Source organism: Mesorhizobium sp. BR1-1-4, assembly GCF_020165375.1.
GTDB lineage: Bacteria > Pseudomonadota > Alphaproteobacteria > Rhizobiales > Rhizobiaceae > Mesorhizobium > Mesorhizobium australicum.
Genome location: NZ_JAIUIB010000005.1, coordinates 72979 through 91076, shown reverse-complemented (window position 1 = coordinate 91076; position 18098 = coordinate 72979). Strand labels below are relative to the sequence as shown.

Genomic DNA, 18098 nt, shown 5'->3' with positions numbered 1-18098 from the left:
AAGCGAAGGCCGACCACCTTCGCCTTCGTCATCCTAGGGCGGAGCAACGCGAAGCGTCGCGCAGACCCTAGGATCCATTCCGTGACGTTGGCCGAGGGGTATAAGCGGTCAAGAATGTTCGCCTTCGAACGCACGGCGTAAGGTGCATCGGTCTGCACCGCTGCGGAACGTTGAGGCAACGGCATGGATCCTAGGGTCTGCGCCGCGTCGCTTCGCTCCTTGCTCCGCCCTAGGATGACGAAGGCGCGGTACGCCGCTCGCTTGTCACCCGCTTCAATCATCATAACTATGTCCTGCCCTCAACCCATCGCGCACCCGCGCGGCGATCGCCAGAAACTCCGGCGTCTCGCGGATGTCGAGCGGCCGCTCTTTCGGCAGCGTCGATTCGATGATGTCGCTGACGCGGCCCGGGCGCGGCGACATGACGACGATGCGCGTCGACAGGTAGACGGCTTCCGGAATGGAGTGGGTGACGAAGCAGATGGTCTTGTTCGTCCGTCCCCACAGTTGCAGCAATTGCTCGTTGAGGTGGTCGCGCACGATCTCATCCAGCGCGCCGAACGGCTCGTCCATCAGCAACAGGTCGGCATCGAAGGCCAGCGCACGCGCGATCGAGGCGCGCTGCTGCATGCCGCCGGAAAGCTGCCAGGGGTATTTCTTCTCGAAGCCACTGAGGTTGACGAGGTCGAGCGTGCGCTTGATCCGCTCCGCTTGCTCGGTCTTGGACAGGCCCATGATTTCCAGCGGCAGCCCGACATTGCGCTCGATGGTGCGCCAGGGAAACAGGGCGGCAGCCTGGAAGACATAGCCGTAGGCACGCCTCTCGCGCGCCTGTTCCGGCGTCATGCCATTGACCGAGATCGTCCCCGAAGTGGGCTTTTCCAGATCGGCGATGACGCGCAGCAAAGTAGTCTTGCCACAACCTGAAGGCCCGATGAAGGAGACGAACTCACCCTTGCCGATGGTCAGGTCGACATTGGACAGCGCCTGTACCGGCCCGTCATTGGTCTGGAAGGTGAGGCCCAGTTTGCTTGCCGAAACGACGGCTGGCGAAGGTCCCGTCATCGGTTGCTGCCTGCCTTCCGCCGCACGAAACCGATTGCTTTTATCGTGATGTTGTTTTCCACTCGACCCGTCCCATTGGCCCCAGTCCTGCTGAGTTTGTCCCGCTCGGTCGACGCCCGGAGTTTCCCCGATGTCGCCTAAACCGACTTGTCATCTTATCCGCCCTGAAAGCACTTATGAAGGCAAGCAGGGCCTGACCTACTTCGCCGGCATAGCCACCGAGTCGGTCGGCTCCTCCGGCATCTGCATGCACGTGCTCACCATGCCGCCCGGTGCCCGCGCCAAGGCGCATCTGCACGAGAACCATGAAACGGCGATCTACGTGCTCTCCGGCGAGGTCCATACCTGGTATGGCGACCGGCTGGAGCATCACATCGTCGTCAAGGCCGGCGACCTTTTCTACATTCCCGCAGGCGTGCCGCATTTGCCGGCCAATCTGAGCAATGCGCCGTCCTCGGCCGTCATCGCCCGCACCGATCCCAACGAACAGGAAAGCGTCGTCCTGCTGCCGGAACTGGACGCGCTCGTCGCCTGAGGGCGGTATTGGCGGGTTGGCCGGCCGAGGCTCAATAGCTCCAGGTCCGCGCTGCCCCTCATCGCCCTGCCGGGCACTTCTCACCGTAGAGTGACGGGGAGAAGGACGCCATCGCGAAGGATTCCGCCAATCGCCTGCGTCGCCAGAAAGAGCACCGAGATCGCACTCGGCCCCCTTCTCCCCGTCACTATACGGGGAGAAGATGCCGGCAGGCAGATGAGGGGCGGCGCCGACCTCGGCAATCATCTGCACCGAGACACTTCCCCGTATACGCTGCCGTCCTCGTCGGCGATTACCAATTTCTTGGCATTCTTGGCGCTGTGCTTGATCGTGAAGGTGGCCGGCGACTTTCCCTCCTCGCCTTCGGCTTCGCACTCAGCCTTGACCGTCAGCGAACCATCGGCCTCACCGTGTTTGCCGGTGAAGGCGCAGGCGCTGGTCGCGGTGATAAAATCGGTGTCGGTCAGCAGCAGCATGTCTTCGGCATAGACCTTCTGGCCGTTCTTGTTGATGCAGCCGGACTTATTGCCATAAGGCTTGGACAGGTCGATGCCGGCCGCAGAGGCGGAGCCGGCTGCCAGAACAACAACGGCGGTGAGATAGAGCCCCGCGCACCTCACCTCAAACACCCGTCGCCGGAATGCCTGTCCGCTCGACCTTGCGCGGCGCGGTGATCTCCTTCCAGGTCGACAGCGCCCGGTTGACGGCCGCGTTCGGTTCGCGGCCGACGAACTCACCATGGCCAGGCTTCGCCTTGACCTCGGCCTCCTCGACCGACAGCTCGCCGCGCGAGAACACGAAGCGCGGCAGGCCGGTCACTTCGACCCCTTCGAAGACGTTGTAGTCGATGACGGATTGCTGCTTCTTGGCGGAAATCTTCTTCTTGCGCTGGGGGTCCCAGACGATGATGTCGGCATCCGCGCCTTCGACGATCGCGCCCTTCTTCGGATACATGTTGAGGATCTTGGCGATGTTGGTCGAGGTCACGGCGACAAACTCGTTCATCGTCAGCCGGCCGGTATTGACGCCCCTGGTCCACAGCACCGGCAACCGGTCCTCGAGGCCACCCGTGCCGTTGGGGATCTTGGTGAAATCGCCGACGCCGAAGCGCTTCTGGTCGGTGGTGAAGGCGCAATGGTCGGTCGCCACCACTTGCAGCGAACCGGCCTGCAGGCCGGCCCATAGCGAATCCTGGTGCAGTTTGTTGCGGAAGGGTGGGCTCATCACGCGGCGCGCCGCATGGTCCCAGTCCTTGTCGAAGTACTCGCTCTCGTCCAGCGTCAGGTGCTGGATCAGCGGCTCGCCGAACACCCGCATGCCTTTCTGGCGTGCCCGGCGGATCGCCTCGTGGCTCTGTTCGCACGAGACATGCACGACATAGAGCGGCACGCCCGCCATGTCGGCGATCATGATGGCGCGGTTGGTCGCCTCGCCCTCCACTTCCGGCGGGCGCGAATAGGCATGTCCCTCGGGGCCGTTATTGCCGGCGGCAAGCAACTTCTGCGACAGGGCCGCGACCACGTCGCCATTCTCGGCATGCACCAGCGGCAGCGCGCCGAGGTCGGCGCAGCGCTGGAACGACGCGTACATCTCGTCGTCGTCGACCATCAGCGCGCCCTTGTACGCCATGAAGTGCTTGAACGAGGTGATGCCCTTGTCGACCACGGTGGCCATCTCGTCGAACACCTGCTTGCCCCACCAGGTGATCGCCATGTGGAACGAATAATCGCAGGACGCCCTCGAGGTCTTGTTGTCCCACATCTGCAGGGCTTCGAGCAGCGATTGCTGCGGCGCCGGCAGGCAGAAATCGACCACCATCGTGGTGCCGCCGGCCAAGGCCGCACGCGTGCCTGATTCGAAATCATCGGCCGAATAGGTGCCCATGAACGGCATTTCGAGATGGGTGTGCGGGTCGATGCCGCCCGGCATCACATAGCAGCCGGTGGCGTCGTACTCATGGTCGCCATGCAGGTCCGAGCCGATGGCGACGATCCTGCCGTGCTGCATCAGCACGTCGGCCTTCCACGTTCGGTCGGCGGTGACGACGGTGCCGTTCTTGATGACTTTGGTCATTTTGCTGTTCCCTTGTTCTTCTCTTCCCGCTTCTTGGTGAGCGGCGTTTGAAGGTAAATCTCTAAGTTCACTCCACTATAACGGCCGTCTCCACCACCGCATGGAACAGAACGTCGGTGCCGGCCGCTGCCCATTCCTTGGTGATCTCTTCCGCCTCATTGTGGCTCAGCCCATCCACGCAAGGGCACATCACCATGGCGGTCGGCGCGACGCGGTTGATCCAGCAGGCGTCGTGGCCGGCACCCGAGACGATGTTGCGATGCGTATAGCCAAGCCGCTCGGCCGCGTCGCGGATCGCCTTGACGCAGCCCTTGTCGAAGGTGACCGGATCGAAAGCGCCAACCTGCTCGATCTTGTACTGGATGTCGAGGGCGTCGCAGATCGTGTCGATGCCTTCGCGGATGCGGCCATCCATGGCGTCGAGCACTTCCTTTTCCGGCGAGCGTATGTCGATGGTGAAGACGGTGCGCCCGGCGATGATGTTGCGCGAGTTGGGATAGACCTCCATGTGGCCGACCGCGCCGACAGCGTCGGGCTGGTAGTCCATGGCGATCTCGTGGACCAATTCGATCACCCGCGCCATGCCGAGCCCGGCATTGCGGCGCTTGGGCATCGGCGTCGAGCCGGTATGCGCCTCCTTGCCGGTCAGCGTCACCTGCAGCCATTTCAGGCCCTGGCCATGGGTGACGACACCGATGTCGATGTCCTCGTCCTCGAGGATCGGCCCCTGCTCGATATGCAGTTCGAAGAAGGCGTGGATCTTGCGATCACCGACCTTCTCGGCGCCCTTCCAGCCGATGCGCTCCAGTTCCTCGCCGAATTTCTTGCCGTTCTTGTCCGTGTGCTCGTAGACATCGGCCTGGTCGAGCACGCCGGCGAACACGCCGGACGCCATCATCGCCGGCGCGAAGCGCGCGCCCTCCTCGTTGGTCCAGTTGGTGACGACGATCGGATGTTTCGTCTTGATATCGAGGTCGTTGAGCGAGCGCACGATCTCCAGGCCGCCGAGAACGCCGAGAACGCCGTCATATTTGCCGCCGGTCGGTTGCGTATCGAGATGGCTGCCGACATAGACCGGCGGCAGGCTGGGGTCGGTGCCTTCGCGGCGGGCAAACATGGTGCCCATCTCGTCGACGCCCATTTCGAGCCCTGCGGCATCGCACCAGCGCTTGAACAGGTGCCGTCCCTCGCCATCCTCATCCGTCACGGTCTGGCGATTGTTGCCGCCGGCGATGCCGGGGCCGATCTTCGCCATCTCCATCAGCGAATCCCACAAACGGTCTGAATTGATTCGCAAATTCTCACCGGGTGCGGCCATTCAAAACCTCATCAATTGCGGGGCGTCCCCCTCCCCCTCGAGGGGGAGGGATATCGGCGCCCAGTTCTTCAATCGATCATCCTAAGCACTTCACGCACATGATCGATCAGTTCGTTGATCTGACCCTTGGTGATGATCAGCGGCGGCGACAGTGCAATAATGTCGCCGGTGGTGCGGATCAGCGCGCCGCGCTCGAACGCCTTGACGAAGGCCGAGAAGGCCCGCTTTGTCGGACTGCCGGCGATCGGCGCCAGTTCGATCGCGCCGATCAGGCCGATGTTCCTGATGTCGATGACATGCGGTTCGCCCTTCAGCGAATGCAGTGCATCTTCCCAGTAAGGCGCCAGTTCCTCGCCGCGCGTCAGCAGGCCCTCTTCCTTGTAGGTGTCCAGCGTGCCGAGTGCAGCCGCACAGGCGATCGGGTTGCCCGAATAGGTGTAGCCGTGGAAGAACTCGATCATGTGCTCGGGGCCGGTCATGAAGGCGTCGTGGATTTCCTTCTTCACGAACACCGCGCCCATCGGGATGACGCCGTTGGAGACGCCCTTGGCGGTGGTCATGATGTCGGGCGTGACGCCGAAATAGTCGGCCGCGAACGGCGCGCCGAGACGGCCGAAGCCGGTGATGACCTCGTCGAAGATCAACAGGATGCCGTGCTTGGTGCAGATTTCGCGCAGCTTCTCGAGATAGCCCTTCGGCGGCAGAATGACGCCCGTGGAACCCGCGACCGGCTCGACGATGACGGCGGCGATGGTCGAGGCGTCATGCAGGGCGACGATACGCTCGAGTTCGTTGGCGAGCTCCGCGCCATACTCCGGCACGCCTTTGGAGAAGGCGTTCTTCTCCGGCAGATGCGTGTGCGGCATGTGGTCGACGCCGCCCAGCAACGTGCCGAACATCTTGCGGTTGGTGACGATGCCGCCGACCGAGATGCCGCCGAAATTGACGCCGTGATAACCGCGCTCGCGGCCGATGAGGCGGGTGCGCGACCCCTCGCCCTTCACGCGATGATAGGCGATCGCCATCTTCAGCGCCGTTTCCACCGATTCCGAACCGGAATTGGTGAAGAAGACATGGTCCATGCCCTTGGGCGCGAGGTCGACCAGGCGGTTCGCCAGTTCGAACACGATCGGATGGCCCATCTGGAAGGCGGGCGCATAATCCAGCTCGGCGGCCTGGTGCTGGATCGCCTCGGTGATCTTGGGACGGCAATGGCCGGCGTTGACGCACCACAGGCCGGCGGTGCCGTCCAATACCTTGCGGCCATCGCTGGTCGTGTAATGCATGTCCTTGGCGGACACGAACATGCGCGGCGCCTGCTTGAACTGCCGGTTTGCCGTGAACGGCATCCAGAATGCGCTGAGATCGTTCGGCGTGACTTTCAGCCGGTTGGACATGACCAAGACTTCCCCTTGTAACCTGTTTCGCTGCGTCCAACGCTTGGTCTTTGCCGCGCTTTCATGCTACGCAAATTTTGACCGATTGGACAAACGTTAGCACCGCCATGTCGGCGGTCAATGGATTACTAGCGGAAATGCGGCTCCTGAAGTGCGTTCCACAGCTTAGGGAAAAACTGGTCCAGAGAATTGGTCCAGATGACCTTGAATGCGAGATTTGGCAATACGAGGGTCCGCAACGGTGACCGCGAGCACGCAAGCCCCTCGCCGCACCCGCATCCAGCAGGAAAAGCGCGAACTGATCCTGGAGGCCGCGCTCGAAGTGTTTTCCACCAACGGCTTCCGCGGTTCGACCATCGACCAGATCGCCGAAGCCGCCGGCATGTCGAAGCCGAACCTGCTCTACTATTTCCGCCGCAAGGAAGACATTCACGAGACATTGATGGAACGGCTGCTCGAAACCTGGCTGGCGCCGCTGCGGGAACTCGACGACATCGGCGATCCGATGACTGAACTCAGGAGTTACATCAGGCGCAAGCTGGAAATGGCGCGCGACTTTCCGCGCGAGAGCCGGCTGTTCGCCAACGAGATCCTGCAAGGCGCGCCGCGCATCATGCCGCTGCTGGCGGGCGAGTTGAAGACGCTGGTCGACGAGAAAGCCGCCGTCATCAAGGGCTGGATGCGCGCCGGCAAGATCGCCCGGACCGATCCCTGGCACCTGATCTTCTCGATCTGGGCGACGACGCAGCATTACGCCGATTTCGATGTCCAGGTCCGCGCCGTGCTGGGGCCGAACCGTGGCGGCGACGGCCGCTTCGAGGACGCTGCCCGCTTCCTGGAGCAATTGTTCCTCGATGGGCTGAGGCCGAAAGGGTAACAGGCGAAATCATGTCTAGATTGGCCGAAGCGCACATTGGCTTCGTCATTCTAGGGCGAAGCAAGGAGCGAAGCGACGCGGCGCAGACCCTAGAATCCATGCCGCGACACATGAGCGCCGCTACGGTCCAGAATTCTGCTCCGCTGCACTATACTGTCAAGGTAACGGCATGGATCCTCGGGTCTGCGCGTCCGCTTCGCCCGTGGATGACGAAGTTGAGAGCGCGCCGGCAGATAACTTCACGCGCTGCGCCGTTCGGCCGGCATCGCCTCCAGCAATCTTTGAAGTTTGGAGATCGAGTTCTGCTCGGCGAGCGGCGTGTAGACGATCAGCCGCATATCGGAGCCGTCGTCGATCGACAGGCTCATATGCTCGAAGGCCATCAGGCCCACTGTGGGATGCCGGACATGCTTCACGCCAGTCAGCCTGCGCGCCACGTCGCGCCGGGGCCACCAGTCACTGAACTCGGGACTTGAACTCATCATCAGCGCGATCAGCCGTTCGAAATCCGGATCGCCGACATATTTGGCGCTTTCGGCACGAAACGAAGCAAGCACCACGCGGGCAAGTTCTTCCCAGTCGACCAGCAGGCGGCGATGGTGCGGGTTGGTGAACACCATGTGGACGATGTTTCTGCTATCGCCCTCGAGCAAGCCATAGTCGCCGAACACCGCCACGGCCGCGTCGTTCCAGGCAAGTACGTCCCAACGGCGGCCGACGACATAGGCGGGCTGCTGCACCAGGCTTTGCAGCATGTGCAACAGCGTAGCGTCGACCTTTTCAGGTGCCGCCACATGACGCTCCGGCTGCTGGCGGCCGGCCAGGATGAACAGATGCCGCTTCTCGACGGCGTCGAGGCGCAAAGCCTCACAGAGCGCCGCCAGCACTTCCACCGAGGGCCGCACGTCCCTGCCCTGCTCGAGCCAGGTGTACCAAGTGGTGCCGACACCGGCGATCATCGCCACTTCCTCCCGCCGCAGACCCGGCGTGCGCCGTCGCGGACCTGTCGCGATGCCGGTGGCCGATGGCGCCAGCCTTTCCCGGCGCGACCGCAGGAAGGCGCCGAGTTCGCGCCGGCGGCTCTCGTCGGCTGATCGGGTGGAGGCAACGGGAGCGTTCATACCGGCTATTATAGCAGTATTGATACCAGGATAAAGTTTGAACTGTTTGACATGGGCGAAGCGCTCCATCTTGCGTTCAGAGCAACAACAGGAGGCTCTGAACATGGAATTGAAAGACAAGACCATCCTCATCACCGGCTCGACCGACGGCGTCGGCCGCGTGGTGGCGCAAAGGCTGGGTGCCGCCGGCGCACGGGTGCTGGTGCATGGCCGCGATGCCACACGCGGCGACGCCACTATCGCCGCCATCGAAGCCGCCGGCGGCAAGGCCGAGTTTTTCGCGGCCGATCTCGCTTCGCTGGCGCAGGTACGACGCCTCGCCGAAGCCGTGCGCGCCAGCACGAGCCGCCTCGACATCCTCATCAACAACGCCGGCGTCGGCACCGCTGGCGACAAACGACAGACAAGCGCCGATGGCTACGAGTTGCGCTTTGCCGTCAATTATCTCGCCGGCTTCCTGCTGACCTCGGAGCTTCTGCCGCTGCTGAAGGCGAGCGCCCCGGCACGCATCGTCAATGTCGCGTCCGCCGGCCAGCAGGCGATCGATTTCGGCGACGTCATGCTGACCCGCGGCTACAGCGGCGTGCGCGCCTATTGCCAGAGCAAGCTGGCGCAGATCCTGTTCACCGTCGATCTGGCCGGGCAGTTGGAAGGCAGCGGCGTCACCGTCAACGCGCTGCATCCGGCGAGCTACATGAACACCACCATGGTCCGCCAGGCAGGCGTCACGCCATGGAGTTCGGTCGAGACCGGCGCCGAGGCTATCTTGAATCTCGCCACCTCGCCCGCGCTGGAAGGGCGCAGCGGCCTCTATTTCGACGGCCTGCGCGAATCCCGCGCCGACGCCCAGGCTTACGATGCCAAGGCAAGACAACAATTGCGAAGCCTGAGCCTCGACCTCGTCGGGCTGGCTTTCCCTAAAACGAAGGAACAGCATTCATGACCAACAGAACCGAACACACGGTGATCATCGGCGGCTCATCCGGCATCGGCCTGGCGACGGCGCGCAAACTGCTCGGCCCGGGCATGAAGGTCACGATCACCGGGCGCAACCAGGACAAGCTCATCAGCGCCTGGAAAAGCCTTGGCGGAGCGGCCGACAAGGCGGCCTTCGACGCTTCGAAACCGGATGAAGTCCGCCAATTTTTCGAGCGCCTCGGCTCGTTCGACCACCTCGTTCTGGCGGCGAGCGGCGGCAAGGGCCTCGGTCCGTTCGAAACCCACGACCTCACCGATATCGCCGGGGGCGTTGACGAGAAGGTACGGCCTCAACTCTCCTGCCTGCAGGCCGCCTTGCCGACGCTGAACAAATCGGGGTCGGTCACCTTCATCTCGGCGGTATCGGCCCAGCTCGCCACGCCGGGCGTCGCCGGCATCGGCGCCATCAATGGCATGCTCCTGACCGTGGCGCCGATCCTGGCGGTCGAGCTGAAGCCGCTGCGCGTCAACGTCGTGGCGCCCGGCGTCATCGACACGCCATGGTGGGACTTTTTGCCCGCAGAGCAGCGGCAGGCGGTCTTTGCCGACTATGCGGGGAAAACGCCGGTCGGCCGCATCGGCCGCGCCGAGGACGTCGCCTCGGCGATAGCCTTCCTCGTCTCCAACGGCTTCATGACCGGCCAGGTGCTGACCTGCGATGGCGGCCTGCGGTTCGCGGCGTAAACGTTGGAGAGTTAAAGCGACTGCGCGATCAGCGTCAAAAACCCTCCGCTCAGCGCGACATTGCCGACGAAGCCATTGATGCGCGCTGCGCGGTCTGGACCCTGATGATCCCAGAAATTGTGGAACATCGGCGTCGCCACGATCAGGAACAGCACCAGCACCACGCAGGCAATCGCGGTCCAGAGGCCGACCATCACCAGCACTCCCGCGATGATCTGCGCGACAATGCCCGCCCACAACGCCAGCCGGGCCTGGGGCACGCCACGCGCGGCCACCAACCTGGTCAGGAAATCCGCGTTCTGGATGTTGCGCAAGCCGGCGAAGACAAAGGCACCGCCGAGCAGCAGGCGACCGAGAAACAGCAAGGTCGAAGGCAAATCGACAGGCATTGAACTCCCCCTTTGAAACAGTAGGGGCGCCGCCTTTCCCCGGCGGCGCCCCCAACAGATGTCCGGACTGTCAGGCCGCCTTGGCGGCCGGCATCGGATGGATGGCGTGGAACGGAATGCAAAGTCGGTTCCATGTGTTGATCATGCCGATCGCGACGGAGAGCTTGACCAGTTCCTCTTCCGAGAAATGCTCCAGCGTGCGCGCATAGAGTTCGTCCGGCACGCCATCGTTGGCGATCAGCGTCACCGCCTCGGTCCAGGCCAGTCCTGCGCGTTCGCGCTCGGAGAACAGCGGCGATTCCTTCCAGGCGGCGACGAGATAGAGCCGCTGCTCGGTCTCGCCGTCGCGCCTGGCTTCGCGGCTGTGCATCTCCACGCAGAAGGAACAGCCATTGATCTGCGAGGCCCTGAGCTTGATCAGGTGCAGCAGGCTCACCTCCAGTCCACATTCGTCGACCGCCTTGTTGAGTGCCGACACAGCCTTCATGATCTCGGGCGCCTTGGCGAAGAACTGCAGCCTCTGTTTCATCGTCTTTCCTTTCACATCCTTGGGGAGGTTAATTTAGGCTTGGTTGGTTGAACTGGGTTTCTGCCGCCGTTGGTGGCGCTCGACAAAGGCGCAGCTCGCGGCAAACGATCTGGGGTCGCCTTCCGCAGCGTAATCCGCCACGATATCGGACAACTTCACCTCGGCGAGCGATGCCCGGTAGGCGCGCTCCGCCTTGAGCATCGCGGCATTGATGCCGCAAGGTTTCACATAGGCGGAGGCATCGATCTTGACCGGACCGTTGCGGCGGATCTCGCCGCAGCGAAAAGCCGGCTCGCGCCCTTCGATGGCCAGCACGATGTCGAGCAGCGTGATGCGTTCGGCAGCCCGCGCCAGCCGGTAGCCGCCGGCGGGACCCGGCACCGATTCCAGAATGCCGGACGCCGTCAGCATGTTGAGATGCTTCAGCAAATAGCTCGGAGACAGGCCGAAGGATTCCGCCAGCGCCGCGCCCGGCATGGTGCTGTTGCCGTCGACGCTCGCCAGTGTCGCCGCGCAGTGGATGGCCGCCTCAACACCCTCGCCCAGCTTCATAATGCTAGTCTCCAATTCATAGATAATGCATATCCTGGATAATGTTTATCTGCAATAGGAAAATGAAAAGGCGACGCCCGGAGACGCCGCTTTTGAAAGGTTGCCCTACTCCGCCGCCACCTTGGCCATCGGGTTGTTCGGGTGCGTGGTCCAGTTGGCATAGACCGGCGACACAGGTCTGCCGGTGCGCTGGTCCAACGCGCCGGCCGCAAGCGGCTCCATGGTGATGCAATTGTCCACAGGGCAGACATTGACGCACAGATTGCAGCCCACGCATTCGGCCTCGATCACCTCGAAATGCCTGACGCCGTTGACCATGCTGGTGATCGCCTGGTGCGAAGTATCCTCGCAGGCGATGTGGCAGCGGCCGCATTTGATGCAGGCATCCTGGTCGATACGCGCCTTGGCGACATAGTTGAGGTTGAGATACTGCCAGTCGGTGACGTTGGGCGTGGCGCGGCCGATGATGTCGTCGAGTGAGCGGTGGCCCTTCTCGTCCATCCAGTTTTCGAGGCCGGCGATCATCTCCTGCACGATCTTGAAGCCGTAGGTCATCGCCGCCGTGCAGACCTGCACGTTGCCGGCGCCCAGCGCCATGAATTCGGCGGCGTCCCGCCACGTGGTGATGCCGCCAATGCCGGAGATCGGCAGGCCGCGGGTTTCGGGGTCGCGGGCGATCTCGGCCACCATGTTCATGGCGATCGGCTTCACCGCCGGACCGCAATAGCCACCATGCGAACCCTTGCCATCGATGGTCGGCATCGGCGCGAAACTGTCGAGGTCGACGCCGGTGATCGAATTGATGGTGTTGATCAGCGACACCGCGTCGGTGCCGCCGGCATGCGCTGCCCGCGCCGGCTTGCGGATATCGGCGATGTTGGGCGTCAGCTTGGTGATGACGGGCATGCGCGTATATTGCTTGCACCAGCGCACCACCATTTCGATATATTCCGGCACCTGGCCGACGGCCGCGCCCATGCCGCGTTCCGACATGCCGTGCGGACAACCGAAATTGAGCTCGATGCCGTCGGCGCCGGTCTCCTCGACCAGCGGCAGGATCGATTTCCAGCTCTCCTCGACGCAGGGCACCATGATGGAGGCGATCAGCGCACGGTCGGGCCAATCCATCTTGACCTGCTTCATCTCGCGCAGATTGGTGTGCAAATCGCGGTCGGTGATCAGTTCGATGTTGTTGAGGCCGAGCAGGCGCCGGTCGGCGCCCCAGATCGCGCCGTAGCGCGGGCCGTTGACGTTGACCACCGGCGGCCCCTCTTCGCCCAGCGTCTTCCAGACGACACCGCCCCAACCCGCCTTGAAAGCGCGGATGACGTTGTAGGCCTTGTCGGTCGGCGGCGCCGAGGCCAGCCAGAACGGATTGGGCGATTTGATGCCGACGAAATTGTTTCTGATGTCAGCCATGACAGGTCCCTTTCAACGGAGACGAAGGAGCATTTCCACGGGTGCAAGAATGCCGCCTTCAAGCGCGGCGGTGAGATTAGCGATCTTGGTGCGGGCATCCTCGCCCATGATCAGGGCGACGCCGGGCGGCGGCTTTTTGCCCTCGGCCTGCGCGGCAGCCATGCGGGCACGCATGGTGGCGAAGAATTCGATGGCGAAAGCGCCGCGCGGGCGCTCGGCGATTACTGAAAAGCCGCAGGCGGTGGCGGCGGCTCGATAATCAGCAGGCGTGGCGACGAACGACATGGTCGCGTCGGAGGCCCATGGCAGCGGATAGGTCAGTGCTCCATCCTTGAGCCGCATCACGTCATAGACGGCAAAGACGCCGCCGGGCTTCAGCACGCGGGCGGCCTCGCTCATCAGCTTGGCCTTGTCGGGAAGGTTCATGCCGACATGCAGGATCATTGCCGCATCGAAGCTGGCCTTGGCGAACGGCATGTCCAGCGCGCTGCCTTCCACGAAGCGCGTCTTGCCGGCCATCCCCACCCGTTTCGACAGGCTGGTCGCGATATCGACATAGCTTTGGGTCAGGTCGATGCCGGTGGCATCGGCGCCGGCATTGTTCGCGGCAAAACGGGCCGGGCCGCCGATGCCTGAACCAATGTCGAGAAGCCGGGCTCCAGGCTTCAGCCCCATCTGATCGATGAGTTCCCTGGTGGCGGCCACGCCGCCAATGTGGAATTCGTCGACCACTGCGAGATCGTCGGCGCTCAGATGGGCAATTTCCACGCCGGTATCGGCAAGCGCGGCAAGAATCCGCTCCTCCAGGCCTGAAATCTCATAGTGACGGGCAATGCCCGGTTCCACCGTGGCCATGATCCTTATCCCTGGGTCAGGCTCCTGTGGATGCTTTCCGCCGCGTCGCGCCCTTGCGCCACGGCCGAAACGGTCAGGTCGTCGCCACCAAAAATGCAGTCGCCGCCGGCCCAGACCTTGGCCAGCGATGTGCGCCCTTCCGCGTCGACCTTGATACGGCCGGCTTCGAGATCGATCGACGCCCCGCTGCCGTTGAGTGCAGCCGGCACGAAACTCTGGCCGATGGCCTTGAATACCTGGTCGGCAACCAGCGTCAGCGTCTCGCCGGTGCCGGCAAGCCGGTCGCCGTCGAGTGCCGTGTATTCGAGTTCGATGGCACTGACCTTGCCGCCTTCGGCAATCACCCGCTTTGGCTGCAGCCAGTGACGGATGGTGACGCCATTGGCGGCGGCCAGGTCCTGTTCGAATTCGGAGGCGTTCATATGCTCCTGGCCGCGCCGGTAGCAGATCGTCACCTCCTCGGCGCCAAGCAGCTTCGACTGCACGGCGGCGTCGATCGCCGTCATGCCGCCGCCGATGACGACGACGCGGCGGCCGACCGGCAACCCTGAGAGGTCGCTGGCCTGGCGCAGTTCGGCAATGAATTCGACCGCATTGGTGACGCCGGCGGCATCCTCGCCATCGGCGCGCAGCGCGTTGACACCGCCAAGCCCCATGCCGAGGAACACCGCATCGTAATTGCGGATCAGGTCGGAGAGCTGGTAGTCGCGGCCGAGCGCCTTGCCGTTCTGAATGTCGATGCCGCCGATCGCGGTGACATAGTCGACCTCGGCCTGGGCAAAGTTGTCGACGCTCTTGTAGGCGGCGATGCCATATTCGTTGAGGCCGCCCGCCTTCGGGCGCGCCTCCAGGATGGTCACGTCATGGCCATGGCGGGCGAGCCGGTGCGCCGCGGCAAGACCGGCCGGGCCGGCGCCGACGACGGCTACGGTCTTTCCTGTCGGCTCGGCACGCGGATAAAACTGCCTGCTCTCGCTCATCGCGACATCGGTGGCGTAGCGCTGCAGACGGCCGATCTGGACCGGCTTGCCTTCCGCAACCTCGCGCACGCAAACCTCCTCGCACAGCGTCTCGGTGGGGCAGACGCGGGCGCACATGCCGCCCAAAATGTTCTGGTCGAAGATGGTCTTGGCCGAGCCGATCGGGTTGCCGGTCGAGATCTGGCGGATGAACAGCGGAATGTCGATCGAGGTCGGGCATGCGTTCATGCACGGCGCGTCGTAGCAGAAATAGCAGCGATCGGATTCGACCAGCGCCTCGTGATGATCGAGCGGGGGATGCAGGTCGGAAAAATTATCCGCGTATTGGTCGGGCAGAAGTCGGCCGCCGACAATACCCTCTTTGAACTGGCCTTCTGGCATTCTCAGTTCCCCATGTTTTCGTTTTGGGGAAGGCTAGCACGTTTTATTTTTTTATCAATTGGTCAATTTTTGGCGCAAATCGTTGAAAAGACTGGAAGAAAATATGATAACTGTATTCATGTTATGATGACGGTGACACTGGGATAAGGCCGCCACCCCTGCCGTTGCCGTGGATAGACCTGATCTCGTCGGCGACCAATTGCTGCAACGTCCAAAGATTGCGGTCGCGAATGCCGAATTCCTCGAGGTGGCTGACCGTGTTGTAAAGATATTCCGCCCCGGAGCCGACATGGCCGCAGGCGCGCGCCAGCACCCGCGCCACCCGGTCCAGCGGCTGCCCGAGCGAAGTGCCCCTGCCCGTCACCCCGACCCAGAAACCCAGCGCCCGAAGATGCCCTTGCGCCGTACGCACCGAGACCCACCTGACCGAAGCGACGCTCTCATGATCGTCGATCTCGCGCCGCAACAGCCTTTCGATCTGAGCAGTCTTCTCCCCTTCCGGCAAACGGTAGATCACACCATCGCACCGCCCGCCGCGTTCGAGGGCCATCATCAGCCCAGGCTGCGCGACGCTGCCGCGCCAGCGAACCATGTCGATGCAGAACGAGCGGTGCCAGCCATGGGCGGTGGCACGCTGGCGTTCGACGGACTCGAAAGCCGGCTTCCAGATCAGCGAGCCATAGGCGAACACCCATAGCGGCCCCGCATCTGCTTCATCGGCGAGCCGCGCGGAAAGGACCCGGAAATCCTCGTCGCTCAGTTGCGTCCAGCCGCCGCTGGGCCCGGGATCGGCCTCGTCGCGATGGCACAGTGCGACAAGCTCGGCTGTAAGTGACATCTGCCGCATGGAACGACGACCTCCTCCTCGAGGCCAAGCAAAGGCGAAAATCGCAAGACACGCAAGATTGCCAAGAGGGTGCGCCTTGCCGTTCCCGATTTCCAGCCCAGATGTCGGATTTCCGTCGTCAAGATCGTCCTAGGATGGATCGAACGACGATCGGCGCACAAAGGTGAGGAGACCGACCATGCCACAATCCCCGATGCCCTTCTTCTGGTACGAACTGATGACATCAGACCTCGACGCCGCCGAGGCTTTCTACCCCGCCGTGGTGGGCTGGAAGGCCGAGCCCTTCGATAAGGCTCCAGGCATGCCGCGCTATGTCGTCATGAATGCCGGCGAGCGTGGCTTCGGCGGCCTGATGACGATGCCTCAGGATGCCGCCAAGATGGGCATGCCGCCCGCCTGGCTGGGCTACATCCACGCCAGGGATGTCGACGCGGCAACAGCGTCGCTGGAAAAGGCGGGGGGGCGCCGTTCACCGCCAGCCCGACGACATTCCAGGCGTCGGCCGCTTTGCCGTCGTGGCCGATCCGCAAGGCGCGACCTTCATGCTCCTGCAGCCGAACGGCCCCGACCAGCCCGTCGTGCCGGCCAGCACGCCGGGCCATATCGGCTGGCATGAGCTTTATACGAGCGACTGGAAGGCCGCGTTTGACTTCTATTCCAGCCAGTTCGGCTGGGCCAATGCCGGCGAATTCAACATGGGGCCGATGGGCACTTACCAGACCTTTACCGCCGGCCCCGAATCCGGCGGTGGCATCATGAACAAGCCCGAGCAGATTCCGGTGCCGGTCTGGCAGTTCTATTTTAACGTCACCGGCATCGACGCGGCCGCAAAACGCGTCACCGACAATGGCGGCAAGATCCTGATGGGACCGATGGAGGTCCCCGGAGGCAGCTGGGTCGTGCAATGCCAGGATCCGCAAGGCGCGCACTTCGCTTTGATGGCGCCGGTGCGATAAGCGCCCGCGTCAACCGCTGATATCACGCTTGCTGGCGTCGGCTTATTCCGGTGCCAGCACCGCGACCTTGAGGGTCTCTTTCTTGGCACCGCTGAACTGGACGGTGGCTTGGCCGGCCGCGAGCTTGAAGCGCACGCTTTTGCGGATGCCGGGACACGTCTTGACGCCGCTATAGCCGGACGATTTCACGGCTTTGCCGTCCTGGATAACATCGACCCAGGCCTCGCCCGACAGGCTGATCTGGATGGTCCCCTCCGGCGGCACCGCCACACTGGCGACAGCGCCGAATGTGCCTTCCGCAGGTGCGCGTTCGGGCGGCACCGCAAAGCCGGCCTTCTCGGCCGGCACCAGCGCCAGATCCGCGGCCGCCCCTACTGCCAGTGTCGCTCCGGACGGCGTTGAGGGTGCCGTTGCAAACAGCGCCTGTTCGCGCGTCACCGGCCATCTGAAGGCCTCGCAGCCGGCGTCCTCGGCCATGGCTAAACTGGTACTCACAAGGATTGCGAACAGGCTGATGGCGACTTTTTTCATGGCAAGGGGACCCACATGTGAAGAGCATCCAAATCGACGCCTACAACCAATACAACCAAACAGGCAAAAATGCAACCTTTACGAGAACAATATGAAAGGCGGGGAACATTTCCAATCACCAATTGTTGATGGCTGGCCATGGGATGTGAATGGTCCACTGCCGGGCAATAACCTATGGCCGGTCCGAGAAGCCAAACGGAGTTTTGGATGAAGCTTTTCGATGGCCTTGCCAGATACCAGCCGCAGGCGCTTGGCGTTCTGCGCATCATGACCGCGCTGCAGTTCATCGAGCACGGCACGCAGAAACTGTTCAATTTCCCCGCCAGCGACCACGCAGCCACCGCGTTGAGCGGACTGCCGTTAGCAGCCGGCATCCTCGAATTCGCCGGTGGCATTCTGCTGGCGCTGGGCCTTTTCACCCGCCCGGTCGCATTCCTTCTGGCCGGCGAAATGGCGATCGCCTATTTCATGGCGCACATGCCGCGCGACTTCTTCCCCGTCAACAACAGCGGCGATTCGGCGATCTCGTTCTGCTTCATCTTCCTCTATCTGGTCTTTGCCGGCGCCGGCGCCTTCGCGCTCGACAACCGCCGCGGCGCATGATCCCATGC

Annotated in this window: 19 protein-coding genes and 1 pseudogene; 6 read left to right on the top strand and 14 right to left on the bottom strand. The window is 63.1% G+C overall.

From position 1 onward, the window contains the following. Positions 1–273: 273 nt before the first annotated feature. Positions 274–1065 (bottom strand): ABC transporter ATP-binding protein, encoded by a 792-nt coding sequence (locus LB571_RS12180; protein WP_015317161.1) that lies wholly within the window; start codon positions 1063–1065, stop codon positions 274–276. 130 nt (positions 1066–1195) lie between these two features. On the opposite strand from LB571_RS12180, the gene LB571_RS12175 reads away from it, so the two are divergent. Continuing rightward, positions 1196–1600: a cupin domain-containing protein gene (locus tag LB571_RS12175; RefSeq protein WP_015317160.1), complete on the top strand. Its 405-nt coding sequence runs from the start codon at positions 1196–1198 to the stop codon at positions 1598–1600. 242 nt (positions 1601–1842) lie between these two features. On the opposite strand, the gene LB571_RS12170 is transcribed toward LB571_RS12175, so the two are convergent. The 4 genes from LB571_RS12170 to LB571_RS12155 form a co-directional block, all read right to left on the bottom strand. Then, positions 1843–2229 (bottom strand): hypothetical protein, encoded by a 387-nt coding sequence (locus LB571_RS12170; RefSeq protein ID WP_015317159.1) that lies wholly within the window; start codon positions 2227–2229, stop codon positions 1843–1845. Continuing rightward, a complete protein-coding gene (gene hydA / locus LB571_RS12165) occupies positions 2222–3673 on the bottom strand; it encodes a dihydropyrimidinase (protein ID WP_224594735.1) in 1452 nt (483 codons plus the stop codon). The genes LB571_RS12170 and hydA overlap by 8 nt, the downstream gene beginning before the upstream one ends. 67 nt (positions 3674–3740) lie before the next feature. Further along, positions 3741–4991, bottom strand: coding sequence for a Zn-dependent hydrolase (locus tag LB571_RS12160; protein ID WP_224583450.1), 1251 nt, complete (start codon positions 4989–4991; stop codon positions 3741–3743). Positions 4992–5059: 68 nt separating this feature from the next. Beyond that, on the bottom strand, positions 5060–6388 hold the full coding sequence (locus LB571_RS12155) for an aspartate aminotransferase family protein (RefSeq protein ID WP_140822299.1): 1329 nt from the start codon (positions 6386–6388) through the stop codon (positions 5060–5062). 241 nt (positions 6389–6629) lie between these two features. Between LB571_RS12155 and LB571_RS12150 the strand changes: the two genes are divergently transcribed. Further along, positions 6630–7265, top strand: a complete 636-nt coding sequence (locus LB571_RS12150; RefSeq protein ID WP_224594733.1) for a TetR family transcriptional regulator C-terminal domain-containing protein — start codon at positions 6630–6632, stop codon at positions 7263–7265. 239 nt (positions 7266–7504) lie between these two features. On the opposite strand, the gene LB571_RS12145 is transcribed toward LB571_RS12150, so the two are convergent. Further along, positions 7505–8386, bottom strand: a complete 882-nt coding sequence (locus LB571_RS12145) for a helix-turn-helix transcriptional regulator (protein ID WP_224594731.1) — start codon at positions 8384–8386, stop codon at positions 7505–7507. 103 nt (positions 8387–8489) lie between these two features. Between LB571_RS12145 and LB571_RS12140 the strand changes: the two genes are divergently transcribed. After that, the gene (locus LB571_RS12140; protein WP_140665307.1) at positions 8490–9329 is read left to right on the top strand and encodes an SDR family NAD(P)-dependent oxidoreductase; all 840 of its coding nucleotides are present in this window, start codon (positions 8490–8492) and stop codon (positions 9327–9329) included. Beyond that, the gene (locus tag LB571_RS12135) at positions 9326–10048 is read left to right on the top strand and encodes an SDR family oxidoreductase (protein WP_224594729.1); all 723 of its coding nucleotides are present in this window, start codon (positions 9326–9328) and stop codon (positions 10046–10048) included. Before LB571_RS12140 ends, LB571_RS12135 begins: the two co-directional genes overlap by 4 nt. Positions 10049–10059: 11 nt before the next feature. On the opposite strand, the gene LB571_RS12130 is transcribed toward LB571_RS12135, so the two are convergent. The 7 genes from LB571_RS12130 to LB571_RS12100 all read right to left on the bottom strand — a co-directional run bounded on the left by LB571_RS12130 (position 10060) and on the right by LB571_RS12100 (position 16000). After that, complete coding sequence (locus LB571_RS12130) at positions 10060–10437, bottom strand: DoxX family protein (RefSeq protein ID WP_224594726.1); 378 nt, start codon at positions 10435–10437, stop codon at positions 10060–10062. Between the two features lie 70 nt (positions 10438–10507). Then, positions 10508–10966, bottom strand: a complete 459-nt coding sequence (locus LB571_RS12125; protein ID WP_140615548.1) for a carboxymuconolactone decarboxylase family protein — start codon at positions 10964–10966, stop codon at positions 10508–10510. A 33-nt stretch (positions 10967–10999) separates the two neighbouring features. After that, positions 11000–11518, bottom strand: coding sequence for an RrF2 family transcriptional regulator (locus tag LB571_RS12120; RefSeq protein WP_224594724.1), 519 nt, complete (start codon positions 11516–11518; stop codon positions 11000–11002). Positions 11519–11623: 105 nt separating this feature from the next. Further along, positions 11624–12937: an NAD-dependent dihydropyrimidine dehydrogenase subunit PreA gene (gene preA / locus LB571_RS12115; protein ID WP_224594721.1), complete on the bottom strand. Its 1314-nt coding sequence runs from the start codon at positions 12935–12937 to the stop codon at positions 11624–11626. A 12-nt stretch (positions 12938–12949) separates the two neighbouring features. Further along, entirely contained in the window at positions 12950–13792 is an 843-nt protein-coding gene (locus LB571_RS12110) for a class I SAM-dependent methyltransferase (protein WP_224594718.1), read from the bottom strand. A 5-nt stretch (positions 13793–13797) separates the two neighbouring features. Continuing rightward, positions 13798–15153: an NAD(P)-dependent oxidoreductase gene (locus LB571_RS12105; protein ID WP_015317145.1), complete on the bottom strand. Its 1356-nt coding sequence runs from the start codon at positions 15151–15153 to the stop codon at positions 13798–13800. A gap of 121 nt (positions 15154–15274) precedes the next feature. After that, positions 15275–16000 carry a gamma-glutamylcyclotransferase gene (locus tag LB571_RS12100; RefSeq protein ID WP_140665318.1) on the bottom strand — a complete coding sequence of 242 codons (726 nt, stop codon included), beginning with the start codon at positions 15998–16000 and terminating at the stop codon, positions 15275–15277. Between the two features lie 178 nt (positions 16001–16178). On the opposite strand from LB571_RS12100, the pseudogene LB571_RS12095 reads away from it, so the two are divergent. Next, positions 16179–16956, top strand: a pseudogene (locus LB571_RS12095) (VOC family protein). Positions 16957–16998: 42 nt separating this feature from the next. Here LB571_RS12095 and LB571_RS12090 read toward each other — a convergent pair. Next, complete coding sequence (locus LB571_RS12090; protein ID WP_140615536.1) at positions 16999–17487, bottom strand: hypothetical protein; 489 nt, start codon at positions 17485–17487, stop codon at positions 16999–17001. 207 nt (positions 17488–17694) lie between these two features. On the opposite strand from LB571_RS12090, the gene LB571_RS12085 reads away from it, so the two are divergent. Continuing rightward, entirely contained in the window at positions 17695–18090 is a 396-nt protein-coding gene (locus tag LB571_RS12085; protein ID WP_140665323.1) for a DoxX family protein, read from the top strand. Positions 18091–18098: the final 8 nt, after the last annotated feature.

Bases quoted from the DNA above. Each gene is read 5' to 3' on its own strand.
- LB571_RS12180 (WP_015317161.1), bottom strand. From the start codon at position 1,065: ATGACGGGACCTTCGCCAGCCGTCGTTTCGGCAAGCAAACTGGGCCTC.
- LB571_RS12175 (WP_015317160.1), top strand. From the start codon at position 1,196: ATGTCGCCTAAACCGACTTGTCATCTTATCCGCCCTGAAAGCACTTAT.
- hydA (WP_224594735.1), bottom strand. From the start codon at position 3,673: ATGACCAAAGTCATCAAGAACGGCACCGTCGTCACCGCCGACCGAACG.
- LB571_RS12160 (WP_224583450.1), bottom strand. From the start codon at position 4,991: ATGGCCGCACCCGGTGAGAATTTGCGAATCAATTCAGACCGTTTGTGG.
- LB571_RS12155 (WP_140822299.1), bottom strand. From the start codon at position 6,388: ATGTCCAACCGGCTGAAAGTCACGCCGAACGATCTCAGCGCATTCTGG.
- LB571_RS12145 (WP_224594731.1), bottom strand. From the start codon at position 8,386: ATGAACGCTCCCGTTGCCTCCACCCGATCAGCCGACGAGAGCCGCCGG.
- LB571_RS12140 (WP_140665307.1), top strand. From the start codon at position 8,490: ATGGAATTGAAAGACAAGACCATCCTCATCACCGGCTCGACCGACGGC.
- LB571_RS12135 (WP_224594729.1), top strand. From the start codon at position 9,326: ATGACCAACAGAACCGAACACACGGTGATCATCGGCGGCTCATCCGGC.
- LB571_RS12130 (WP_224594726.1), bottom strand. From the start codon at position 10,437: ATGCCTGTCGATTTGCCTTCGACCTTGCTGTTTCTCGGTCGCCTGCTG.
- LB571_RS12125 (WP_140615548.1), bottom strand. From the start codon at position 10,966: ATGAAACAGAGGCTGCAGTTCTTCGCCAAGGCGCCCGAGATCATGAAG.
- LB571_RS12120 (WP_224594724.1), bottom strand. From the start codon at position 11,518: ATGAAGCTGGGCGAGGGTGTTGAGGCGGCCATCCACTGCGCGGCGACA.
- preA (WP_224594721.1), bottom strand. From the start codon at position 12,937: ATGGCTGACATCAGAAACAATTTCGTCGGCATCAAATCGCCCAATCCG.
- LB571_RS12110 (WP_224594718.1), bottom strand. From the start codon at position 13,792: ATGGCCACGGTGGAACCGGGCATTGCCCGTCACTATGAGATTTCAGGC.
- LB571_RS12105 (WP_015317145.1), bottom strand. From the start codon at position 15,153: ATGCCAGAAGGCCAGTTCAAAGAGGGTATTGTCGGCGGCCGACTTCTG.
- LB571_RS12100 (WP_140665318.1), bottom strand. From the start codon at position 16,000: ATGCGGCAGATGTCACTTACAGCCGAGCTTGTCGCACTGTGCCATCGC.
- LB571_RS12090 (WP_140615536.1), bottom strand. From the start codon at position 17,487: ATGAAAAAAGTCGCCATCAGCCTGTTCGCAATCCTTGTGAGTACCAGT.
- LB571_RS12085 (WP_140665323.1), top strand. From the start codon at position 17,695: ATGAAGCTTTTCGATGGCCTTGCCAGATACCAGCCGCAGGCGCTTGGC.